Origin of the sequence: Aliihoeflea sp. 2WW (assembly GCF_000497755.1) — a bacterium.
In the GTDB taxonomy this organism is placed as follows: Bacteria; Pseudomonadota; Alphaproteobacteria; order Rhizobiales; family Rhizobiaceae; genus Aliihoeflea.
This window is the reverse complement of record NZ_AYOD01000001.1, coordinates 242,201-262,296: the sequence shown is the minus strand read 5'-3', so window position 1 is coordinate 262,296 and position 20,096 is coordinate 242,201. Positions and strand designations below refer to the sequence as shown.

Genomic DNA, 20,096 nt, shown 5'->3' with positions numbered 1-20,096 from the left:
GCACTTTCGGGGCGCGACCCGCCCCGAAAAGCGTCCCACCCTTAGAACCGGGTCGAGATGCCGAAGCTGAAATTCTGGACTTCGTCCGTGTCTTCCTTGGCGACCGGAACCGCGTAGTCGACGCGGATCGGACCGAAGGGCGACGCCCAGAGAATGCCCGCACCGACCGAAGCGCGAAGCGATGCGCCGGTTCCGAGAGCCGTGAAGTCGTTGCCGTGAAGCGTGGCGGCATCGGCGAACACCGCACCGCGAAGACCCAGGCTCTGCGGCAGCGCCGGGAACGGGAACTGCGCCTCGGCCGACGCGTGGAAATAGGTCGTTCCACCGAGATGGTCGATCGTACCGTTCGTCACGTCATAGGGCCCGATTCCGTTGAAATCGAAGCCGCGGATGATGCGGTCGTTCGAGCGGAACAGGTCGAAGACGCGCAGGCCGTCATCGCCGAAGCCTTCGATATGACCCGCACCGGCCGTCAGCACGCCGACGAGATCGAGTTCTTCCGACAGCGTCCGGTAGTAGTTGCCGCGCGTCGTGAACTTGACCCAGTTCGCATCGCCACCGAGACCGGCGACTTCCGTCGTGAACGTGGCATAGAAGCCGTCACGCGGGTTCTGCATGTTGTCGATCGTGTTGTAGATCAAACCGCCGCTGACCGACGACTTGATCCACGGGCTCTGCGATTCGATCGCGCTCTGCAGGACAGGCGAGATGTTGCACAGCGAGGGATCGAAAGCACCGGAGGAATCGAGGCAACCGTCGCGGTAGTCATAGGACTCGCGCGTGTAGTTGTAGGCGAGCTGCGTGCTCAGTGCCTCGGTGATCGGCAGGCCGAAGCGGATCGTGCCGCCATCGACCTGGCTTTCATAGGTGTCGAATTCACGCGTCTGGCGGAAGATGTCGAAACCGGCCGAGATGCGGCGCCCGAGGAAATAGGGCTCCGTGAACGACAGCGAGTAGTCGCGCGAATCGCGGCCGCCCGATGCGGCGACGCGGATGAACTGGCCGCGGCCGAGGAAGTTGCGCTCGCTGACCGAGCCTTCCACGGAAACGCCGGCGCCGCGGTTGATCGTCTCGCCGGTCGAATAGCCAGCACCGATCGAGAATTCACCGGTCGCCTTCTCGACGACCTCGACCACCAGCACGACCTGGTCGGGCTGCGAGCCGGGCGCGGTCGCGATGTTGACCGACTCGAAGAAATCGAGACGCTCGAGACGACGGCGCGCGCGCTGCACGAGAATCTGGTTGAAGGCGTCGCCCTCACTCAGGTCGAACTCGCGGCGGATGACATAGTCACGCGTGCGGGTGTTGCCGCGGATTTCGATCCGCTCGACATAGGCGCGCGGGCCTTCGTCGACCGTGTAGACGACGTCGATCGTGCGGTTCTCGAAATTGCGGTTGCCGCGCGGCGTGACCTGCGCGAACGCATAGCCCGAGCCGGCGACGTCTTCCGTCAGGCCGACGATGGAGCTTTCGACGTCCGCGGCGTTATACACGCGGCCTTCGCGCGTATCGATGCTGCGGCGATAGCTTTCCGCATCGACGCCCGGGATCGAGCTTTCGATCGCGACATTGCCGAACGTATAGCGCTGGCCTTCGTCGATGGTGAAGACGATCGAATATTCGTTGGCGGCTTCGTTGAACTGCGCATCCGAAGACAGGACGCGGAAATCGGCGTAGCCACGATTGTAGTAGAAGCGGCGCAGCGTTTCCTCGTCCGCACGCAGGCGGTCGGCATCATAGATGTCGTTGCGCGTCAGCCAGGACAGGAAGTTCGACTGGCGCGTCGAGACGACGTCACGCAGGCGACCGTCGCTGAACGCCTGGTTGCCTTCGAAGGTGATGGAACCGATCTTGGTGCGGTCGCCTTCCTGGATCTGGTAGACGACGTTGACGCGGTTGTCGCCGAGGTCGACCGTCTGCGCGGTCACCGTCGTGTCGTCGCGACCGACGCGGGCATAGGCCTGGCGAATCGCTTCGATGTCGGAATTCATCGCGTCGGCCGAGTAGGCACCACGCGGCCGAAGCTGAACGGCGGCCGTCAGCGCATCGTCCTTGACGCGCGAATTGCCCTGGAACAGCACCTGATTGACGATCGAATATTCGGAGACTTCTACCACCAGCGTCGAGCCGGACTGGTTGATGCGCACGTCGGAGAAGAGCCGCGTCTCGAAAAGGCGCACGACGGCCGCGTTGATGTCCGCGCTGTCGAACTGGACGCCCGGCTGGATGCCGAGATTGCCGATCACCGTCTCGTCGCTGACGCGCTGATTCCCCCGCACGTCGATGCTGCTGACGACTGCCGCATATGCTGCGGTCGTGCTTGCGAGCTGCACGGCAACGGTGCCGACCGCCGCCAGAGCGGTGGAAAGTGCAATCGCCGAAGCGGCGCTCTTGAAATTCGAAGCTGCCTTCATTTGGCTTAGAAACCTTTTGTTCTCGTTGTCCCCGTCGCGAGAATGACGGAACTGAGCCGCAAACCCCATACGGTATTAACCGGATTTTCCCTACACGCAAGGCTGCCGGTTAATTTGCATTTACTAAGTCCGAAAGCGTGGCATTCGCGTCACGCAAATTCCCATCCATGGTAAATGGAGCCTGAATTTTCAGGGTGTTGAGCCGTCAGCAGCCGAATATGTCGTTCCAGAAAACGAACGCCATGAAGCCCAGGACGGCGAGCATCCCCACCTTGTAGAACCCCTCCATCACCCGTTCCGAAACCGGTCGTCCGCGAACGGCTTCAGCGGCATAGAAGACCAGATGGCCGCCGTCCAGTGGGGGAATGGGCAGAAGGTTGAGGAAACCTATCCCGACCGACAAAAGAGCGATGAGCTGCACCAGCCACATCGGCCCGAGCGAGGCCGCCTGCCCCGACATCTCGGCAATGCGCACCGGCCCGCCGAGCTGGCACCTGTCCTCCCGGCCGGCCACGAAGCGCTGCAGGAAATGCCCCGTACGCGCGATGATCTGCCCCGTCTCGGTGACGGCCGCGCCCAGAGCCTCGACCGGCCCATAGACGATCTGGCGCGGCTGACCCAGTTCCTCGTTGTTGACGACGCCGATGATGCCGATGCGAATCGTGTTGCCGAGCGCATCCGTCTGCTCGGACAGTTCCGGCGTCGCCCGCAGCTCGATTTCCGATCCATCGCGCAGCATGACGAAGCTGAGTTCGTCGCCCGCGCGCGCGGAGACGACGCGCTGCACGTCGCCGAAGGTCGAGATTCGCGTGCCGTTGACGGTCACGAAGCGGTCGCCCGGTTCGAAGCCCGCCTCCGCGGCCGGACTGTCGGGACGGATTTCGGCAACGGTCGGCTCCGAGACGAAGCGGCCATAAGCGGTGAACATCACGGCAAAGACGGCAATCGTCAGGAGGAAGTTGAAGATCGGGCCGGCCGCAACTGTTGCCGCCCGCTTCCAGACCGGCTGCGTATGGAACGCGACCCTGCGCTGCTCTTCGGTCAACTGCGCCGTCGCTTCCGTATCCGGCTCGCTCGTCACGCTCATGTCGCCGACGAATTTGACGTAGCCGCCGAGCGGCACCGCCGAGATCTTCCAGCGCGTTCCGCGCCTGTCGTTGAAACCGAAGATTTCCGGACCGAATCCGATCGAGAAGGCTTCCACGCCAATCCCGCACCAGCGGCCGACCAGATAGTGGCCCATCTCGTGGACGAAGACGACGACCGCGAGCACGAGGAGAAAGGGGACCAGCGTGCCGAGGATGAGCCCGCCCGATCCGAATATGCCCGTCAGGAAATCCAATTCACCGCCCCTTCAATGTCATCGTTCGCCATGCCCGTTGCGGACAAATCGCGGCGTTTCGGTGGCTCTGCCGACGCGCGTCGGCCCACCGATCAAAAGAATGCCAGCGCCGGCCGGTCGGGATCGGCCAGCACCGCCCCGATCACGTAAAGCAGCAGGCTTGCGGCAACCAGACCATCGACCCGGTCCATCACCCCGCCGTGACCGGGAATGAGCTTGCTCGAATCCTTCACCTGGAAGCGGCGCTTGAGCCACGATTCGAAGAGGTCCCCGGCCTGGGAGGCGACCGAAAGCGCGACGATCAGGACGAGCAGCGCCCCGACAGGCAGTCGCGTTTCCATCATGAAGGCGGCGAACATGCCGAAGACGAGCGCGAACACCGTTCCGCCCAGGGCTCCGCTCCAGGTCTTGCCGGGCGAAATCGCAGGGGCAAGCTTGGGACCGCCGAACGTCCGGCCAACGAAATAGGCCATGATGTCGGTCGCCCACACGACGACGAAAACGAAGACGACGGTCTTCAGTCCCTCGACCTCTCCTCCACGCAGCAGCGCCAGCGACAGCGCGGCCAGGCTCGCATAGGCGAGCCCCACTGCGTTCCAGCGCGTGGAACCCAGCATCGGCGCGGCAAAAAGCGCCAGCACGGCCAGGGCGCCGACCATGACGAAGCTCAAGGCTCCACCGGGTGCCGTCAGGACGATGATGCCGGCGGTCGCCATCAGCAGGCCCGACAATTGGCGCTCGGGCGCCGTGCTGTGCGCCTTGGCCATCTTCAGCCATTCGTAGAAGACGGCCGCGCCGATCCCGGCGCACAGCATGCGGAAGGAGAAGTCGCCGACCCAGGTGACGATCAGCGTGACGGCGATCATCACGATCGCCGACAGGATGCGCAGCCGCAGCTCCTTGGTCAAGAACGTCTGCCCCGCCTCGCTCACGACACCGCCCCGCGCGCATCGACCGCGCCGAAGCGGCGTTCGCGCCCGGCAAACGAGGCCAGCGCCCGGTCGAGTTCGGCCCGGTCGAAGTCCGGCCAGAAGCAGGGCAGGAACACGAATTCGCTGTAGGCTGCCTGCCAAAGAAGAAAATTGGACAGGCGCTGCTCGCCGCTCGTGCGGATGATCAGGTCCGGATCGGGAATGTCGGATGTGTCGAGCGCACCGCTCAGCATTTCCGGCGTGATCGATTGCGGGTCGAGATGCCCGCCCGCCGCCAGTTGCGCCAGGTGTCGCGCACCACGCACGATCTCGTCGCGGGAGCCGTAATTGAAGGCGATGACGAGGTTCATCGCGTCATTGCCGCGCGTCAGCGTTTCGGCCTCGTCGATCAGTTGACGAATATCGGGCTCGAGCGTGTCCCGTCCGCCGATCATGCGCACCCGTACGCCGTGGCGGTGCAAATCGGCCAGATCGCGGCGGATGAAAAGCTTGAGCAGACCCATCAGGTCGCTGATCTCGGACGCGGGCCGCGACCAGTTCTCCGAGGAAAACGCATAGAGCGTCAGCCATTTGACGCCGCTCTCGCCAACGTTGCGAACCGTCTTGCGCAAGGCCTCGACGCCGGCGCGATGACCGGCAGCCCGCGGCAGCCCGCGCGCCTGCGCCCAGCGGCCGTTGCCGTCCATGATGATCGCGATATGCGCGGGAGTGGTCACCGGCTCTCCAGTTCCGAGGCTCGGGAAAAGGTCCTGTTCGACCTAGACCTGCATGATCTCGGCTTCCTTTTCGGCCAGAAGGCCGTCGATCTGCTTGATCGTCTCGTCGGTCAGCTTCTGCACGCGCTCGGACTGGACCTTGGAATCGTCCTGGCTGATCGCGCCGTCCTTCTCCGCCTTCTTGGCGATTTCCATGCCGTCGCGGCGCACATGGCGCGCGGCCACCTTGGCCTGCTCGGTATATTGGTGGGCGATCTTGACGAGGTCGCGGCGGCGCTCCTCGTTGAGTTCGGGCAGAGGAATGCGAAGATTGCTGCCGTCGACGATGGGGTTGAGCCCGAGATTGGATTCGCGGATCGCGCGGTCGACCGCGCCGACGAGTTGCTTGTCCCAGACGGAGACTGCAAGCATCCGCGATTCCGGCACTGTCACGGTCGCGACCTGGTTGATCGGCATCGGCGAGCCGTAGGCCTGAACGAGGACGGGATCGAGAAGATTGCTCGAGGCGCGGCCGGTCCGCAGCGATGCGAGGTCATGCTTGAATGCCGAGATCGCGCCGTCCATCCTGCGCTGCAGGTCCTTGAAGTCCACGCCTTCGCTCATCTTCGTCTCCTCTGCCGGCAGCGCCGGTCCGTCTTTTATCTGGCCCTTGGCTGGCTTGCCGGCCCGTCATTTTCTGGAAAGTCCGCTGCCGCTCAGGCGTCGGCGACGACCGTGCAGCGCCCTTCCCCGCGCAGAATGGCGCCGAGACCGCCCTGCTCATGAATCGAGTAGACGATTATCGGAATGTGGTTCTCACGCGCAAGCGCAATCGCCGCCGTGTCCATGATCGCCAGGCCTTTGACCAGCACTTCCTCATGCGTGATCGTCTCGAAGCGCGTCGCGATCGGGTCCTTCTTGGGGTCGGCGGAATAGACGCCGTCCACCTGCGTGCCCTTCAAGAGCGCATCCGCGCCGATCTCTGCGGCGCGCAGCGCGGCCGCGGAATCGGTGGTGAAGAACGGGTTGCCGGTGCCGCCCGCGAAGATCACCACCTTGCCCTGGTCCATGTAAGCGGTCGCCTGGCGCTGGGAGAAGCTTTCGCAAAGTTCGGGCATGGCGATCGCCGACAGGACGACCGCGTCGACGCCGAGCTTGATCAGCGAGGTGCGCAGCGCCAGCGAATTGATGACGGTGGCGAGCATGCCCATGTGGTCGCCGGTCACCCGGTCACCGCCCTTGGACGCCACCGCCACGCCGCGGAAGATGTTGCCGCCGCCGATGACGACCGCCACCTCGACGCCCATCTTACGCGCCTCGGCGATATCGGCGGCGATCTGGTCGGCCACCGACACGTCGATGCCGAAGCCCTGCGATCCCATCAGGGCCTCGCCCGACGCCTTGAGAAGGATGCGCTTGTATCGCGGGGCGTGGCTCATGAAACTCTCTTCTCGCAGTGAATGGGAAACCGGGTGTCAGATACATGAAAGGGCACCGCCGTGTCACCCGGCGATGCCCTTCGTTTCTGTGCAGGACGACTGCTTACTTCTTGGCGACCGCCGCAACCTCGGCTGCAAAGTCGCTTTCTTCCTTCTCGATGCCCTCACCGAGCGCAAAGCGTACGAAGCCGATCAGCTTCGCCGGCGCGCCGATTTCCTTCTCGGCATCGGCAAGCGCCTTCTCGACGGTCACGTCGGGGTTCATGACGAAGGCCTGCTTCAGGAGCACGACTTCCTCGTAGAACTTGCGCAGGCGGCCTTCGACCATCTTCTCGATGATGTTTTCCGGCTTGCCCGACTGGCGGGCCTGCTCGGAGAAGACTGCCTTTTCACGCTCGACGGCAGACGCGTCGACTTCCTCGGCCGTCAGCGCGAGCGGGTTGGTCGCGGCGACGTGCATGGCGACCTGACGCGCGAAGGCGCGCGCGGCATCGGCATTGCCGGTCGTCTCGATGGCGACCAGAACGCCGAGCTTGCCGAGATTGTCGGCGACCGCGTTGTGGACATAGGTCGCGACCGCGCCGCTCGAAACCGTGAGCTTGGCCGAACGGCGCAGGCTCATGTTCTCGCCGATCGTGCCGATCGCATCCTTGATCGTGTCGGTAACCGACTTCTCGGCCCCCGGATACGTCGCAGCGCCGAGCGCATCGGTCGAACCATCGGTCGTCAGCGCCACTTCGGCGATGTTGCGCACGATGGTCTGGAAGGCATCGTTGCGGGCAACGAAGTCGGTCTCGGAATTGACCTCGACGACGACCGCGCTGGTCGCATCGGAAGCAACACCGACCAGGCCTTCGGCTGCCGTGCGGCCGGCCTTCTTGTCGGCCTTGGAGATGCCCTTGGCGCGCAGCCAGTCGACGGCCGCCTCGATATCGCCATTGGTCTCGGACAGGGCCGTCTTGCAGTCCATCATGCCCGCGCCCGTCATGTCGCGGAGCTGTTTGACCTGTGCAGCAGAAATGCTCATCGTCGCCTCTTCAATTTCGTCAATTCATAAAATGGCGCGGCGCACCGTGGAGAATTCCAGGTGCGCCGTTCGCCTCGTCCAATGCAGCGGACAGCCTTAGCTGGCCTTGCCTTCTTCGGCAGGCGTCTCGTCGAGGGCCGGCTCGACCGGTGCTTCGGCCGAAGCACCGACGTCCACGCCCATCGCGCCCTGCTGGCGCGCAATGCCGTCGATGGCGGCCTTGGCGATCAGGTCGCAATAGAACGAGATCGCGCGTGCGGCGTCGTCATTGCCCGGGATCGGGTAGTCGACCTTGTCCGGATCGCAGTTCGAATCGATGATCGCGACGACCGGAATGCCGAGACGGCGCGCTTCCTGGATGGCGATCGCTTCCTTGTTGGTGTCGATCACGAACATAAGGTCCGGCGTCGAGCCCATGTCCTTGATGCCGCCGAGTGCGCGGTTCAGCTTCTCGCGCTCGCGGTCGAGCGTCAGGCGCTCCTTCTTGGTGAAGCCCTGGGCTTCGCCGGCGAGCAGTTCGTCGAGCTTGCGCAGACGCTGGATCGAGTTCGAGATCGTCTTCCAGTTGGTGAGCATGCCGCCCAGCCAGCGCGAATTGACGTAGTATTGCGCGGAGCGCTCGGCAGCGTCGGCGACGATTTCCGAAGCCTGGCGCTTGGTGCCGACGAACAGCACGCGTCCGCCACGGGCGACCGTGTCCGAAACGACCTTCAGCGCCTGGTTGAGGAGCGGAACCGTCTGCGACAGGTCGATGATGTGGATGTTGTTGCGGGCGCCGAAGATATAGGGCGCCATCTTCGGGTTCCAGCGGTGGGTCTGGTGGCCGAAGTGGACACCAGCTTCGAGAAGCTGGCGCATGGAGAAGTCTGGCGTAGCCATGGTTGGTTCCTTTTCCGGTTAGCCTCCACGGATGTCAGGCGGATGAACCGCCACCGGAGGTCGAGGCCGGATTTCTCCCGGCGCCAAACCCATCACCCGTGTGTGGAATGGCCGCGCATATAGCGGCAATGAGGACGCGATGCAACCCGCGTCATTCAGCGCAGTCGCCCGGCTCGTCGAAGAGTTCGAGATCGACGAGCCGCCCGGTGATGGCGAAGTCGCCGTAATCCATCGTCAGGTCGCGCGTGACGCCATTGTCGTAGAGCTTCATGGAGATGCGATAGGTCGGCGTTTCCTCGCCGGAAATGTCGGTCAGGTCGAAATAGGCGATGTCGACCGGCCAGAACTCCTCCGACGCAATCGCCTCGACCGCGTCCGATTCGGTGTCGCCCTCCTCCAGTCCGGTCTTCTGGCCGAGAATGACGGTCGTGGTCATCAGCTTGTCGCCGTCCTCGGAACCGTCATAGATCGTCGTCTCGTAGAAATTCTCGCCGGCATTCGCCTTTTCCAGCACCTCGATCAGATGATGTGTCGGGAACTGCGACTTTTCGAGCGCATGTTCCTGCGGTTCCGGCATCTCGATCGAGACCTCCGTCCCGTCCCCGGTCATCTGGGCCGACCCGCGCGATTCCTTGTCGAGATTGCGATCGATGAAGGAGCGCGTGACGAAGGAGAATTCCGAGCCGTCGCCGGCCTCGAACGTCGTCGTCTGCTGGTCGGTGAGGCGCGTCGTCTCGTTCGCCTCGATCTGCGTGACGAAACGGAACGTGACGGTGTAGCCCTCGCAGCCAGAGCCGTTGAACTCATAGACCATGCGGCCCGAAAGCCCGGTGATTCCCGAACTGTCCGTTGCATCGTCGAGCCCGAGATCATACACCGCACGATGCGGGAGGAGCGGCGCGGCCGACGCCTGGCCTTGCAGGAATGGCGCGGCGACTGTCGCCAGAAGTGCAAGACGTGGCAGGGACATTCGGTTCTCCCGATTGGGTGCTGGGTCGGCTCGGCCGGCACCTGAAAGCGTTTTCGTGGCAGAAGCGAGGCGATTCAGCTGGCGCTTGCCTTTCGACAAGGATCACAGGATGACCGACACAATCAATAGCCGCCTGGAGAAGCTTGGCATCGCCCTGCCCGCTCCCGCCGCCCCCGCCGCCAACTACCTGCCCTTCATGGTGACAGGCGACCTGCTGTTCACGTCCGGCCAGCTTCCGTTCGACAACAGCAAGCTTGCGGCCACCGGCCGCCTCGGCCGCGAAGTCGAGATCGCAGCCGGACAGACTGCCGCGCGTCACTGCGCGATCAACGTCCTGGCGCAGGCAAAGGCCGCCCTCGGCGACCTCGAACGCATCGCCCGGCTGGTGAAGATTACCGTCTTCGTCTCCTCCGATCCCGAATTCACCGAGCATCACCTCGTCGCCAACGGCGCGTCGGACCTCTTCGCAGAAGTCCTCGGCGAGGCCGGCCGCCATGCCCGCGCCGCCGTCGGCGTCGCCCGCCTGCCGCTCGACGCGGCGGTCGAGGTCGAAGCCATCTTCGAGATCGCGAAGGGCTGAGCACGAATGTCCGATATTTCCTGGCTCACCGCGCGTCCCATCGCCCATCGCGGCTTCCACGACCTGAACAAGACGCGCTGGGAGAACACGCTCTCCGCCTTCCAGGCCGCCATCGACCGCAACTACGCGATCGAGTGCGACGTCCATCTGTCGTCGGACGGCGTCCCCGTCGTCTTCCACGACCATGATCTGAAGCGCCTGACCGGCACCGAGGGCCATGTCCTCGACCGGACCGCCCGCGAGATGGCGGACCTTCGCATCGGCGGCACGGACGACCATGCGCCGACCCTGAAGGAACTGCTGGACCTAACCGCCGGCCGCGTGCCGCTGGTCATCGAGCTGAAGGGCACCGAAGGCCGCGACGACGGCCTCGCCGCCGCTGTCCTCGCTCTGGTCAAGGCCTATGACGGCAAGGCCGCGGTCATGTCCTTCGATCACTGGCTGATCCGCCAGCTCGTCGCGGATGCGGGCGACGTTCCGGTCGGCCTCACCGCGCACGGCAACAAGCCCGAAGAGCTCGAAGCGCATTTCTCGATGCTCGCCCATCCGATCGACTTCGTCTCCTACGGCGTCCACGACCTGCCGAGCCCCTTCGTCGCCTTCGTGCGCGAAAAGCTCGGCCTTCCGGTCATCACCTGGACCGTACGCGACAAGCAGTCCGAGGAACTGACGGCGGCACATGCCGACCAGATGACCTTCGAAGGCTTCGATCCGGACGGCCGCGGCCCGATCTGACCGCGCGACCTTGCAACCTCCATCCCGGCTCGTATCTAGAGAGTGAATGAGCGGGTCGGGATGTCTGGTCGATGAGTGAGCATGAAGCCGGGTTCGTCATCCGCGTCTTGGACGGGATGGCGGGCATCGCAGCGGCCGACTGGGCAAAGCTGGCCGGCGCCGCGCGAGGCGGCCCCGAGCCCTACAATCCCTTCCTGTCGCACGCCTTCCTCTCTGCGCTCGAGGATTCGGGCTGCGTCGGCGCCCGCGCCGGCTGGCTGCCCCACCATCTCGCGCTCGAAACCGCCGCCGGCGACCTCATCGGCGCAGTCCCCTGCTACCTCAAATCTCACAGCCAGGGCGAATACGTCTTCGACCATGGCTGGGCGGATGCGTTCGAACGCGCCGGCGGCCGGTATTATCCCAAGCTCCAGGTCGCAATTCCGTTCACCCCCGCGACCGGCCCACGCCTCCTGGCCGATGCCGCGCTCGATCCCGCGCCGATTCGTCTCGCGCTCGGCGAAGGGTTGAAGACGCTGGGTGACCGGCTCGGCATCTCGTCGGTCCATGTCACCTTCGCGCAGGAGGAAGAAGCCCTCGCGCTCGAAAGCCTCGGCTATCTCCACCGCACCGACACCCAGTTCCACTTCGTCAACGAGGGCTACGACACCTACGGCGACTTCCTCGAAACCCTCGCCTCGCGCAAGCGCAAGGCCCTGCGCAAGGAGCGGCGCGAGGCACTCGCCGACGGCATCGAGATCGAATGGCTGACCGGGCCGGATTTGACCGAAGCAGTCTGGGACGATTTCTTCCGCTTCTACATGGACACCGGCAGCCGCAAATGGGGCCGGCCCTACCTCAATCGGCAATTCTTCTCGCTGATCGGCGAGCGGATGGCCGACGACATCATGCTGGTCATGGCGAAGCGCGACGGCCGCTACATCGCCGGTGCGATCAACTTCATCGGCGGCGACCGTCTCTTCGGCCGCAACTGGGGCTGCATCGAGCACCACCCCTATCTCCATTTCGAGGTCTGCTACCACCAGGCCATCGATTTCGCCATCGAACGCAAGCTGGCCGTCGTCGAGGCCGGCGCGCAGGGCGAGCACAAGCTCGCCCGCGGCTATCTCCCCGTCACCACCCACTCCGCCCACTGGATCGCGCATCCGGGGCTGAGGAATGCCGTCGCGGACTATCTGGAGCGGGAGCGCGAAGACGTGGCGGAGGTCGGCGAGTATTTGAGCGAGCGCGCGCCGTTTCGCAAAGGGTGAATGGTGAATGGTGAATGGTGAATGGTGAATGGAAGAGGCTCGAATTCGCCGCTTGCCGTCAACCTCTCTTCGGCTGACGGTTGCAATCCCCTCGCCCCATTCACTATTCACCATTCACCATTCACCAACCCGGAGCCTTCCATGTCAGCCGCCTACGACGACACCAACATCTTCGCGAAAATCCTCCGCGGCGAACTGCCTGCCCAGAAGCTCTACGAAGACGACGCGACCTTTGCCTTCATGGACATCATGCCGCGCGGCAACGGGCATTGCCTCGTCATCCCGAAGGAGCCGTCGCGCAACATTCTCGACGTTGCGCCCGAAAGCCTGTCGGCGGTCATGGCGACGGTGCAGAAACTGTCGCGCGCGATCGTCAAGGCGTTCGACGCCGACGGCGTGACCGTACAGCAATTCAACGAACCGGCCGGCGGGCAGGTCGTCTTCCATCTCCATTTTCACGTCATTCCGCGCTTCGACGGCGTCGCGCTGAAGCCGCATTCGGGCGAGATGGAAAAGCCGGACGTCCTCGCGGCCAATGCCGAACGGATCAGGGCTGCGCTGGACGGCGCGTGACGAACGCCGGCTTTCTGCGCTCGGCCCCTGCAGGAACGAGCATTCTCGCCATCGCAAGCGCCACGGCGAATACAGCGACGCCACCTGCGAGATCGACCAGGTGATGCCCGCCATGGACCAGGATCGCGGGTATCATCGCGATATTGACGAGGAGGAACGGGGTCCGCAGCCGCGTTTCCCACGTGAACCAAATCGCCATGAGCGCCATCACCGTGTGAAATGACGGAAATGCGATCACGCCCAGCGTGTCCTTCGCCGTGATCAGCGCCGACCCTTCGATCGCCAACCGCAGCAATTCCGCTCCGTATTCGTTGCGCACGACCAGATCGATGCTGTTGGCCAGATCGCCCGGAATGTCGTGCATCGTCGACGGCCCGAAGCTCGGTGCAAGCCACCAGATGCCAATGGACAGTGCGGCGCCGATGATGCCTGTCAGAAGAAAGCGATGAAGCGCGACCGGCTTTTCCATGAAGCCGAGCAGAATGACGACCAGCACGAGCTGAGGCAGAGAACTCAGATAGATGCGCCCAAGCACGGTGCCGAGCCACGGCCAAGCCCCGAACATGGCGACGAAGTCGGGCCAGTGATAACCGAACAGTGCATCGATCCTCGCCAGGACGGGATCGATCGTGGGCGCGGCGAGCGGGAAAAGCAGGTAGTTCAGGATCGACGCCAGGATCGTGAACAGGACGAACAGGCCCGTCGCGATTGAACCGAGCGCAATGCCTTCGCTGCGCTCGAGCGCGCGATAGGCAAGCCCCACCGCGATCACCACCAACGCCGCCAGAACGCCGGGCGCATAGCTGGCCCAGTCGACGGCCTGGTCCTTCGCGACGATCAGCCAGCCGTCGATCAGCGCCAGCGGCGCGAGAAACAACAGGATCGTGATTTCAGCCTGGCGCAGATACATGTCGGCCCTCTTCAGACGGAGGACCGTACCGGAATTTGATGAATCGCCGCCTAACCGGCCGCCAGGATCATGCCCGCGATCAGCACGGCCTCGGTCACGAAGATGCCGATCAGCACGCGCTTGCCGAACCACAGGAAGGCACAGAAGCCCACGATCGCCGAAAAGACCCGCAACTCGAGCGTCGTGTCGGCGAGCGGCCCGTTCGGATTGACGATCAGATTGGCGATGACGGCGGCAACCAGTGCGGTCGCAACACACCGCACGAAGACGAGCGCATCCGATTCTTCCGATATCCGCCCGCCGAGATAGACGCCCAGAAAGCGCCAGCTATCCGTCGCCAGCCATCCGGCAACGAGGATAAAGACATAGGGCCACCACCAGACGTCGAGCGCATCGAAGGTCATGTCGCTTTCCTGCGCTTCGCCACGATATGGAAAAGATAGGCCAGCAATCCGCCGACCAACCCGGTCGCCAGCAGGCTGAAATCGGGAACGACGATGTGGAAAAGCGGCCCGAGCAGAAGACCGAGGACCATCGCGACATGCCCTGCCCGCTCGCGCGCGGACACCCAAAGCGAGGTCAGAAAGTAGATCGGCGTCAGCATGAAGAGCGCGGCCGAAATGATCGGCGGCAGGTTTTGCGCCAGCGTGTAGACCAGCGCGACGATGATCATGTTGAGCAGGACCAGCGACGAGCCGACGCCGCCATACCAGCTCGTGCGGAATTCGCGCGGCACATGGCGGATCTGTTCGAGCGCGATCACCCAGGACGTGACGGCGACGAAATGGGAAAGCAGATAGAGAACCCAGGTCCGGGTCCGGGGCCCGCGCAGTTCCGGCACCAGCACGACGACCATCGGCGCAAGCCGCACCGAGGACAGCGCCACCGCAAAGGCCGCGCCGGCGATGCCGTTGCCCGCCAGCACCGCGCCGATCAGCACCACCTTGGCCGGAAGCGCCCACACGATCCCCGTCATGAACACGGTCTGCGCCAGCGTGAAGCCAGCCTCAAGCGCCAGCGCGGCAAAGCCGACGAAGCTGCTCGCCAGGATCAGCGCCGGAACCGACATCGACGCACGACACCCGCGCGCGAACCATTTGAGTCGCGTGGAAAAGTCGGGCGATGGAGAATCGATATGTGAGTCGGCAGGCGAAGGCATGTCGGGCCCCGATAGCACAGGGGCCGGAAACTTGCGATGTTAAAAAAGCGGCGCCCGAAGACGCCGCTTTTGGTTTTCCTGTCAGTCGGCCTCAGCTCTTGCGCGGCAGTTGCGGTACGCTCGACCGTTTACCGCCCGCCTTGTCCGGCGCACCATCGGCGCCGACCGCCGCCGCGACTTTCGCCTTGGCTTTCCGCGACGCGGCCTTCTTCGGCTTCGGAGAATTCTCCGGCGCTTCCTTCTTCGGCTTCACCGGCGCATCCTCGGCAAGGCTCTCGAGGACGATGCCCTTGGAACCGTCCTCCTTGGCCTCGACCAGAACGCGCACCGTGCCGCCCTTCTTGAGCTTGCCGAACAGCACTTCCTCGGCCAGCGGCTTCTTGATGTGCTCCTGGATAACCCGGCCGAGCGGCCGCGCGCCCATGCGCTCGTCATAGCCCTTGTCTGCCAGCCATTCGATCGCGTCCGGCGTCAGCTCGAACGTCACCCTCCGCTCGGCAAGCTGCGCCTCGAGCTGCATGACGAACTTCTGCACGACCTGGTGAATGACCGGGATCGGCAGCGAGCCGAACGGGATGATCGCGTCGAGACGGTTGCGGAATTCCGGCGAGAACAGGCGATTGATCGCCTCCATGTCGTCGCCTTCGCGCTTCGTCGAGCCGAAGCCGATCGCCGGCTTGGCCATGTCGGAAGCGCCCGCATTGGTCGTCATGATCAGGATCACGTTGCGGAAGTCGATCTTTTTCCCGTTGTGGTCCGTCAGCGAGCCATGATCCATGACCTGCAAGAGGATGTTGAACAGGTCCGGATGCGCCTTCTCGATCTCGTCGAGCAGCAGCACGCAATGCGGATGCTGGTCGACGCCATCTGTCAGCAAGCCGCCCTGGTCGAAGCCGACATAGCCGGGAGGCGCGCCGATCAGCCGTGAAACGGTGTGCCGTTCCATATATTCCGACATGTCGAAGCGCAGCAGTTCCACGCCGAGCGACGCCGCAAGCTGCTTGGCGACCTCGGTCTTGCCGACGCCCGTCGGCCCCGAGAAGAGGTAGGAGCCGATCGGCTTGTCCGGCTCGCGCAGGCCGGCCCGCGCCAGCTTGATCGAGGACGACAGTGCGCTGATCGCCGTATCCTGCCCATAGACGACCCGCTTCAGCTCGTCCTCGAGCGTCGCCAGCACCTTCTCGTCGTCGGCCGAGACGGTCTTCGGCGGAATGCGCGCCATGGTGGCGATCGTCTGCTCGATCTCCTTCACGCTGATCGTCTTCTTGCGCTTGTTCTCCGGCAACAGCATCTGCGACGCGCCGGTCTCGTCGACCACGTCGATCGCCTTGTCCGGCAGCTTGCGGTCGGAGATGTAGCGCGCGGAAAGCTCCACCGCCGCCTTGATCGCCTCGTTGGTGTACTTGACCTTGTGGAAGTCCTCGAAATAGGGCTTCAGCCCCTTCATGATCGAGATCGCATCCTCGATGGTCGGTTCCTTGACGTCGATCTTCTGGAAGCGCCGCACCAGCGCGCGGTCCTTCTCGAAGAACTGGCGGAACTCCTTGTAGGTGGTCGAGCCGATGCAGCGGATCGCGCCCGACGACAGCGCAGGCTTCAGAAGGTTCGACGCATCCATAGCGCCGCCCGAAGTCGCGCCCGCGCCGATCACGGTATGGATCTCGTCGATGAAGAGCACCGCGCCCGGATAGTCCTCGAGTTCCTTGACGACCTGCTTCAGCCGCTCCTCGAAATCGCCGCGATAGCGCGTTCCGGCGAGAAGCGAGCCCATGTCGAGCGAGAAGATCGTCGCGTCGAGCAGCACTTCGGGCACGTCGCCCTCGACGATGCGCTTGGCGAGCCCTTCCGCGATGGCCGTCTTGCCGACGCCCGGATCGCCCACATAGAGCGGATTGTTCTTCGAGCGGCGGCAGAGCACCTGGATGGTCCGGTTGATCTCTTCCGAGCGGCCGATCAGCGGGTCAATCTTGCCGGTCTTCGCCTTCTCGTTGAGATTGACGCAATAGGCCGTCAAAGCGTCCTGCTGCTGCTTCTTCTTCGTGCCTTCCTCGTTCTCCGAAGCCGGGCTTGCAGCCTCTTCCTCGGCCCCGCGCGGCGTGCGCGCCTCCGCTCCGCCCGGCCGCTTGGCGATGCCGTGGCTGATGTAGTTGACCGCGTCGTAGCGGGTCATCTGCTGTTCCTGCAGGAAGTAGGCCGCATGGCTTTCCCGCTCGGCGAAGATGGCGACGAGCACGTTGGCGCCCGAAACTTCCTCGCGGCCCGACGACTGCACGTGGATGACCGCGCGCTGGATGACGCGCTGGAACCCGGCCGTGGGCTTGGAATCCTCGTCATAGCCGGTGACGAGATTGTCGAGTTCGGTGTCGATATAGGTGAGGACGGTCTGCTTGAGTTCGTCGACATTGACGTTGCACGCACGCATGACGGCAGACGCGTCGCTGTCGTCGATCAGCGCCAGCAGGAGATGCTCGAGCGTCGCGTATTCATGATGCCGTTCGTTGGCGAAAGTCAGCGCCTGGTGCAGCGCGCGCTCGAGGCCTTGGGAGAATGCCGGCATTCAGTACCTCATTTCTTTTCCATCACGCATTGCAGCGGATGCTGGTGTTGGCGAGCGAAATCCATGACTTGCGTCACCTTGGTCTCGGCCACCTCGAAGGTGTAGACGCCGCATTCGCCGACACCGTGATTATGGACGTGGAGCATGATGCGGGTCGCAGCCTCGCGATCCTTCTGGAAGAAGCGCTCGAGCACGTGCACGACGAATTCCATCGGCGTGTAGTCGTCGTTCAGGATCAGGACGCGGTAGAGACTGGGCTTCTTGGTCTTGGCTTTCGTGCGGGTGATAACCGCCGTGCCGCGGCCGGGGCCGCCATTGCCGTTTTCGCCCGCCTGAGCCTTGGGCGCACGCTCGCCGGAACCTATGCTCGTCACTCGCCTTCCCAATCCAACCACTCCCGCCTCGGAAGCGTCATGTAGGTGTTTCGTGTTCGATTGTAAGCCCTGTGTCGATGGTGACAATACGGCCAGGCTTCACGTCCTCGACAATATTTTTGACGTCTCGATCCGGCACGAAAAAGGCCGCGCAATCGCGCGGCCTCGTTGTCGTTTCGCCGATGTGCTTTGCGGTCACCGCGCCTTCACGCCCAGCGTCTCGAAGGGCTTGTAGACCTCTTTCGCCATGTCGGCATAAAGCTCGCTCATTCGCGTCGCCTGGCCGACGAAGCCTTCATAGGCCTGGCGTACGAAATCCATCTGGATCTCCATCGCCTTGTCGGGCGACTTCGCCTGAACCAGCTTTTCCACCACCGAACCGGACTGCTCGAACGCGCGTCGGGAGTATTCGGTCGCCTCGACGGCGATCGCCTGCATGTTCTTCGAAACCGAAGCGAAACTTCTCAGCCCGCTATCGGCCATTTCCTTGCCAAACTTACCGGCGTCGTCGAAGGATTGCATCATAAGCCAAAACCTCTTGGTCCAATGGACGGAGCAGCAATGCTGCGATGCGAAAACCGTAGCGTGCGACGCAGCACCCGTCAATTGCGGCCGGAATGCAGGCACGTCTCGAATTTGGCCGGCTTTATGAACGAAGCGGTTACCATAAACGGATCGGTAACTTCCGGCGGCTAGGTTGGCAGCATGTAAATCCTCGCCAGAATGCGACCGACAAAATCTGTATGGGTGTAGTTGTGCGTCAGACGTTCGCCGGAATGCTTCCGCGTCACCAGGCCGTCCTCAAGGTCCTGCTTTCCTTCCTCACCGCCCTCGCCTTGGTCGCCGGCTCCGTCGGTCACGCCTCGGCGAATCCGCGCTATGCGGCCTATGTCATGGACGCCAAGACGGGGCAGGTCCTGTTCAATCGCTATGGCGACGAACAGCGCTTCCCGGCCTCGCTGACCAAGATGATGACGCTCTACATGCTGTTCGAGCAGATGGAGTCCGGTCGCGTCGCCAAGTCGACGCCGATTCCGATCAGCGCCAAGGCAGCCGCCGAGCCGCCGACCAAGATCGGCTTGCGCGCCGGCTCCACGATCACGGCGGAAAACGCGATCTATTCGCTCGTCACCCGTTCCGCCAATGACATCGCCACTGCGATCGGCGAATTCGTCGGTGGTTCGGAGCAGAACTTTGCCCGGCTGATGACCACGAAGGCGCGCCAGCTCGGCATGAATTCGACCACGTTCCAGAACGCCCACGGCCTGCCGAACAACAAGCAGGTGACCAGCGCACGTGACATGGCGATCCTCGGCGTCGCCCTGCGCGAGCACTATCCGCAGTATTATTCCTATTTCGGCACCCGCGAGTTCAATCTCGGCAAGCAGCGCTTCGGCAACCACAATCGGGTGCTGGGTCGCGTTCGCGGCGCCGATGGCATCAAGACCGGCTACATTCGCGCATCGGGCTTCAACCTCGTCTCGTCGGTGCAGGACGATGGCCGCTCCATCGTCGCTGTCGTGATGGGCGGCCGTTCCGGACGTTCGCGTGACGATCACATGGTCGAACTGATCCGCGAATACCTTCCCAAGGCTTCGCGCGGCAACAAGCAGTTGCTCGTTGCTCGCGGCGCGGCCAGCCAGGGCGTTGCCGTCGCCGCTGCCGCCAATGTGCTGCCGACGAAGATGTCCGCGCCGCAGTTCCGCCCGGCCGAACCGGCCGGCGCCGCGCAGATGGAACTCGCTTTGACCTCGACGGCAGCCGCACAGCCGGTAGCCCAGGCGCCTGCGATGGCTCCTGCCCCGTCCGCCCCGCTGGGCAATGACGACGCCTCCAACCGGATCCAGATGGCATTCGCAGGCGCGGTCCCGACCGCCCGGCCGACGCCCCCTGCCCCGGTGCCCTCGCAGGCCGTGCCCGCGGCTCTTCACGCGATCAAGGAGCGTGCGGAAGTCGATCCGGTCCAGACATCCTCGACGCAGCCCGCCGGCTGGGTCATCCAGGTGGCGTCCATGCCGTCGGAAAGCGAGGCCAAGTCCTTCCTCGCCAACGCGAAGTCGCGCGCGTCCAACGTCCTCGGCAGTGCCGATCCGTTCACCGAGACGTTCGACCACAACGGCCAGACCTACTACCGCGCGCGCTTCGCCGGTTTCGCCGGCAAGGACGCGGCATGGTCCGCCTGCAGCTCGCTGAAGAGCTACGGCATCGCCTGCTATGCGGTACAGATGTAAGTTTCCCGTTCTCCGGGAGTGTTTCGTGT

At 63.8% G+C, this 20,096-nt stretch carries 20 protein-coding genes; 5 read left to right on the top strand and 15 right to left on the bottom strand.

What is annotated here, in order from left to right; genetic code table 11:
* Positions 1 to 41: 41 nt before the first annotated feature.
* The 9 genes from bamA to ALII_RS0101285 form a co-directional block, all read right to left on the bottom strand.
* Positions 42 to 2,414, bottom strand: coding sequence for an outer membrane protein assembly factor BamA (gene bamA, locus ALII_RS0101325; protein ID WP_024585540.1), 2,373 nt, complete (start codon positions 2,412 to 2,414; stop codon positions 42 to 44).
* Positions 2,415 to 2,619: 205 nt separating this feature from the next.
* Positions 2,620 to 3,756: an RIP metalloprotease RseP gene (gene rseP, locus ALII_RS0101320; protein WP_024585539.1), complete on the bottom strand. Its 1,137-nt coding sequence runs from the start codon at positions 3,754 to 3,756 to the stop codon at positions 2,620 to 2,622.
* 92 nt (positions 3,757 to 3,848) lie between these two features.
* Positions 3,849 to 4,664, bottom strand: a complete 816-nt coding sequence (locus tag ALII_RS0101315) for a CDP-archaeol synthase (RefSeq protein ID WP_280113744.1) — start codon at positions 4,662 to 4,664, stop codon at positions 3,849 to 3,851.
* Positions 4,665 to 4,684: 20 nt separating this feature from the next.
* Entirely contained in the window at positions 4,685 to 5,404 is a 720-nt protein-coding gene (locus tag ALII_RS0101310) for an isoprenyl transferase (RefSeq protein WP_024585537.1), read from the bottom strand.
* A gap of 42 nt (positions 5,405 to 5,446) precedes the next feature.
* Positions 5,447 to 6,007, bottom strand: a complete 561-nt coding sequence (frr, locus tag ALII_RS0101305) for a ribosome recycling factor (protein WP_024585536.1) — start codon at positions 6,005 to 6,007, stop codon at positions 5,447 to 5,449.
* Positions 6,008 to 6,099: 92 nt separating this feature from the next.
* On the bottom strand, positions 6,100 to 6,822 hold the full coding sequence (gene pyrH / locus ALII_RS0101300) for a UMP kinase (RefSeq protein WP_024585535.1): 723 nt from the start codon (positions 6,820 to 6,822) through the stop codon (positions 6,100 to 6,102).
* Positions 6,823 to 6,925: 103 nt separating this feature from the next.
* A complete protein-coding gene (gene tsf / locus ALII_RS0101295; RefSeq protein ID WP_024585534.1) occupies positions 6,926 to 7,849 on the bottom strand; it encodes a translation elongation factor Ts in 924 nt (307 codons plus the stop codon).
* A 96-nt stretch (positions 7,850 to 7,945) separates the two neighbouring features.
* Positions 7,946 to 8,728, bottom strand: coding sequence for a 30S ribosomal protein S2 (gene rpsB / locus ALII_RS0101290; RefSeq protein WP_029660070.1), 783 nt, complete (start codon positions 8,726 to 8,728; stop codon positions 7,946 to 7,948).
* A 151-nt stretch (positions 8,729 to 8,879) separates the two neighbouring features.
* Positions 8,880 to 9,698 carry a cell envelope integrity EipB family protein gene (locus ALII_RS0101285; RefSeq protein ID WP_024585532.1) on the bottom strand — a complete coding sequence of 273 codons (819 nt, stop codon included), beginning with the start codon at positions 9,696 to 9,698 and terminating at the stop codon, positions 8,880 to 8,882.
* A 109-nt stretch (positions 9,699 to 9,807) separates the two neighbouring features.
* Between ALII_RS0101285 and ALII_RS0101280 the strand changes: the two genes are divergently transcribed.
* From ALII_RS0101280 to ALII_RS0101265, 4 genes are all read left to right on the top strand, one after another.
* On the top strand, positions 9,808 to 10,278 hold the full coding sequence (locus ALII_RS0101280) for a RidA family protein (RefSeq protein ID WP_024585531.1): 471 nt from the start codon (positions 9,808 to 9,810) through the stop codon (positions 10,276 to 10,278).
* Positions 10,279 to 10,284: 6 nt separating this feature from the next.
* Entirely contained in the window at positions 10,285 to 11,013 is a 729-nt protein-coding gene (locus ALII_RS0101275; protein WP_024585530.1) for a glycerophosphodiester phosphodiesterase, read from the top strand.
* Positions 11,014 to 11,084: 71 nt separating this feature from the next.
* A complete protein-coding gene (locus tag ALII_RS0101270; RefSeq protein ID WP_024585529.1) occupies positions 11,085 to 12,263 on the top strand; it encodes a GNAT family N-acetyltransferase in 1,179 nt (392 codons plus the stop codon).
* A gap of 141 nt (positions 12,264 to 12,404) precedes the next feature.
* Positions 12,405 to 12,836 carry an HIT family protein gene (locus ALII_RS0101265; protein WP_024585528.1) on the top strand — a complete coding sequence of 144 codons (432 nt, stop codon included), beginning with the start codon at positions 12,405 to 12,407 and terminating at the stop codon, positions 12,834 to 12,836.
* On the opposite strand, the gene ALII_RS0101260 is transcribed toward ALII_RS0101265, so the two are convergent.
* The 6 genes from ALII_RS0101260 to ALII_RS0101235 all read right to left on the bottom strand — a co-directional run bounded on the left by ALII_RS0101260 (position 12,811) and on the right by ALII_RS0101235 (position 18,361).
* Entirely contained in the window at positions 12,811 to 13,746 is a 936-nt protein-coding gene (locus ALII_RS0101260) for a phosphatase PAP2 family protein (protein WP_024585527.1), read from the bottom strand. The genes ALII_RS0101265 and ALII_RS0101260 overlap by 26 nt on opposite strands.
* A 50-nt stretch (positions 13,747 to 13,796) precedes the next feature.
* Positions 13,797 to 14,150: an AzlD domain-containing protein gene (locus ALII_RS0101255; RefSeq protein ID WP_024585526.1), complete on the bottom strand. Its 354-nt coding sequence runs from the start codon at positions 14,148 to 14,150 to the stop codon at positions 13,797 to 13,799.
* Positions 14,147 to 14,815, bottom strand: a complete 669-nt coding sequence (locus ALII_RS0101250) for an AzlC family ABC transporter permease (protein ID WP_244437244.1) — start codon at positions 14,813 to 14,815, stop codon at positions 14,147 to 14,149. The genes ALII_RS0101255 and ALII_RS0101250 overlap by 4 nt, the downstream gene beginning before the upstream one ends.
* Before the next feature lie 181 nt (positions 14,816 to 14,996).
* A complete protein-coding gene (gene clpA, locus ALII_RS0101245) occupies positions 14,997 to 17,462 on the bottom strand; it encodes an ATP-dependent Clp protease ATP-binding subunit ClpA (protein ID WP_024585524.1) in 2,466 nt (821 codons plus the stop codon).
* 8 nt (positions 17,463 to 17,470) lie between these two features.
* Positions 17,471 to 17,827, bottom strand: coding sequence for an ATP-dependent Clp protease adapter ClpS (gene clpS, locus ALII_RS0101240; RefSeq protein ID WP_029660067.1), 357 nt, complete (start codon positions 17,825 to 17,827; stop codon positions 17,471 to 17,473).
* Positions 17,828 to 18,031: 204 nt separating this feature from the next.
* The gene (locus ALII_RS0101235; protein WP_024585522.1) at positions 18,032 to 18,361 is read right to left on the bottom strand and encodes a phasin family protein; all 330 of its coding nucleotides are present in this window, start codon (positions 18,359 to 18,361) and stop codon (positions 18,032 to 18,034) included.
* 251 nt (positions 18,362 to 18,612) lie between these two features.
* Here ALII_RS0101235 and ALII_RS0101230 point away from each other — a divergent pair, with 251 nt between their 5' ends.
* Complete coding sequence (locus ALII_RS0101230) at positions 18,613 to 20,067, top strand: D-alanyl-D-alanine carboxypeptidase (RefSeq protein WP_244437242.1); 1,455 nt, start codon at positions 18,613 to 18,615, stop codon at positions 20,065 to 20,067.
* The last annotated feature ends 29 nt before the right edge of the window (positions 20,068 to 20,096 follow it).

Bases quoted from the DNA above. Each gene is read 5' to 3' on its own strand.
- ALII_RS0101260 (WP_024585527.1), bottom strand. From the start codon at position 13,746: ATGTATCTGCGCCAGGCTGAAATCACGATCCTGTTGTTTCTCGCGCCG.
- ALII_RS0101230 (WP_244437242.1), top strand. From the start codon at position 18,613: ATGCTTCCGCGTCACCAGGCCGTCCTCAAGGTCCTGCTTTCCTTCCTC.
- ALII_RS0101275 (WP_024585530.1), top strand. From the start codon at position 10,285: ATGTCCGATATTTCCTGGCTCACCGCGCGTCCCATCGCCCATCGCGGC.
- ALII_RS0101285 (WP_024585532.1), bottom strand. From the start codon at position 9,698: ATGTCCCTGCCACGTCTTGCACTTCTGGCGACAGTCGCCGCGCCATTC.
- rpsB (WP_029660070.1), bottom strand. From the start codon at position 8,728: ATGGCTACGCCAGACTTCTCCATGCGCCAGCTTCTCGAAGCTGGTGTC.
- frr (WP_024585536.1), bottom strand. From the start codon at position 6,007: ATGAGCGAAGGCGTGGACTTCAAGGACCTGCAGCGCAGGATGGACGGC.
- pyrH (WP_024585535.1), bottom strand. From the start codon at position 6,822: ATGAGCCACGCCCCGCGATACAAGCGCATCCTTCTCAAGGCGTCGGGC.
- ALII_RS0101250 (WP_244437244.1), bottom strand. From the start codon at position 14,815: ATGTCGGTTCCGGCGCTGATCCTGGCGAGCAGCTTCGTCGGCTTTGCC.
- ALII_RS0101255 (WP_024585526.1), bottom strand. From the start codon at position 14,150: ATGACCTTCGATGCGCTCGACGTCTGGTGGTGGCCCTATGTCTTTATC.
- ALII_RS0101235 (WP_024585522.1), bottom strand. From the start codon at position 18,361: ATGATGCAATCCTTCGACGACGCCGGTAAGTTTGGCAAGGAAATGGCC.
- ALII_RS0101280 (WP_024585531.1), top strand. From the start codon at position 9,808: ATGACCGACACAATCAATAGCCGCCTGGAGAAGCTTGGCATCGCCCTG.
- ALII_RS0101265 (WP_024585528.1), top strand. From the start codon at position 12,405: ATGTCAGCCGCCTACGACGACACCAACATCTTCGCGAAAATCCTCCGC.
- bamA (WP_024585540.1), bottom strand. From the start codon at position 2,414: ATGAAGGCAGCTTCGAATTTCAAGAGCGCCGCTTCGGCGATTGCACTT.
- tsf (WP_024585534.1), bottom strand. From the start codon at position 7,849: ATGAGCATTTCTGCTGCACAGGTCAAACAGCTCCGCGACATGACGGGC.
- clpA (WP_024585524.1), bottom strand. From the start codon at position 17,462: ATGCCGGCATTCTCCCAAGGCCTCGAGCGCGCGCTGCACCAGGCGCTG.
- ALII_RS0101270 (WP_024585529.1), top strand. From the start codon at position 11,085: ATGAGTGAGCATGAAGCCGGGTTCGTCATCCGCGTCTTGGACGGGATG.